Consider the following 493-nt stretch of genomic DNA (forward strand, 5'->3'; position numbering starts at 1 on the left):
CGGATTGCCTGTGACATTGACCACTGGTGCTGCTGGATCAATGTTGTCGACATATTGGGTGCTGGTACTTGGTCCAGTGTTGCCTGAAGCATCGGTGACTGTACCACTCACCGTACCTGTCGGTTGGTTGATCGCAGAGGTCACAGGTCCATAATTACCTGAACTGTCCACAGGCGTCGTCACAGTGTTGCCATCTGGATAGCGGATTTCAATGTTGCTGTTTGGCTCAGCCGTTCCACTGACGCTCACCGAACCATCTGGATTGCCTGTGACATTGACCACTGGTGCTGCTGGATCAATGTTGTCGACATATTGGGTGCTGGTACTTGGTCCAGTGTTGCCTGAAACATCAGTAACGGCACCACTCACCGTACCTGTCGGTTGGTTGATCGCTGAGGTCACCGGTCCGTAATTGCCTGAACTGTCTACGGGCGTCGTCACAGTGCTGCCATCTGGATAGCGAATTTCAATGTTGCTGTTTGGCTCAGCCGTT

The 493-nt window shown here is 52.5% G+C and carries 1 protein-coding gene; it reads right to left on the reverse strand.

The window, feature by feature from the left end:
• Positions 1-493: Ig-like domain-containing protein (locus AC1Z3T_RS21195; RefSeq protein ID WP_483396997.1), on the reverse strand; the 493-nt coding region annotated here is incomplete at both ends.

It is taken from the genome of Acinetobacter sp. B-6, assembly GCF_056930735.1.